Below are 359 nucleotides of genomic sequence, written 5' to 3' on the forward strand. Positions count from 1 at the left end.
ATATGAGTCTGGAACCGTTTAAAAAGTAACACATGACACGGGGTTGGTTACCTCATGAACTGTCCCTTTTGAGTTATACCTTGATACGATGGTGAACGGCGGAAACATGGCCTTCCAGGTCATTTTTCATGGAGAATCGCTTGGGGCAGCTTTGACATTGGAATCGACGGATGTTGAAATGGACCACATCCACGTGCTTCTTCAGACTATGTTTATCGAACAACGTTTTGCCACAGATATTGCATTCGGGCCTCAGTTTGCATTCGCCAGGCTCCGTTGGTTGGAGGGCTCGGGCATCGGATCGGTCGATGGGTAATTCGCGAATGACATCGTCCAGGACGCCTTGAACCCAGGATTGG

1 protein-coding gene is annotated in these 359 nt (G+C 49.0%); it reads right to left on the reverse strand.

What is annotated here, in order from left to right; translation table 11 throughout:
* Positions 1 to 73: 73 nt before the first annotated feature.
* Positions 74 to 359 (reverse strand): C2H2-type zinc finger protein (locus JEM65_RS21595; protein ID WP_199603828.1); only part of this gene is annotated, 286 nt, incomplete at its 5' end.

The sequence above is a fragment of the Gelidibacter salicanalis genome (genome assembly GCF_016469035.1).
In the GTDB taxonomy this organism is placed as follows: domain Bacteria; phylum Bacteroidota; class Bacteroidia; order Flavobacteriales; family Flavobacteriaceae; genus Gelidibacter; species Gelidibacter salicanalis_A.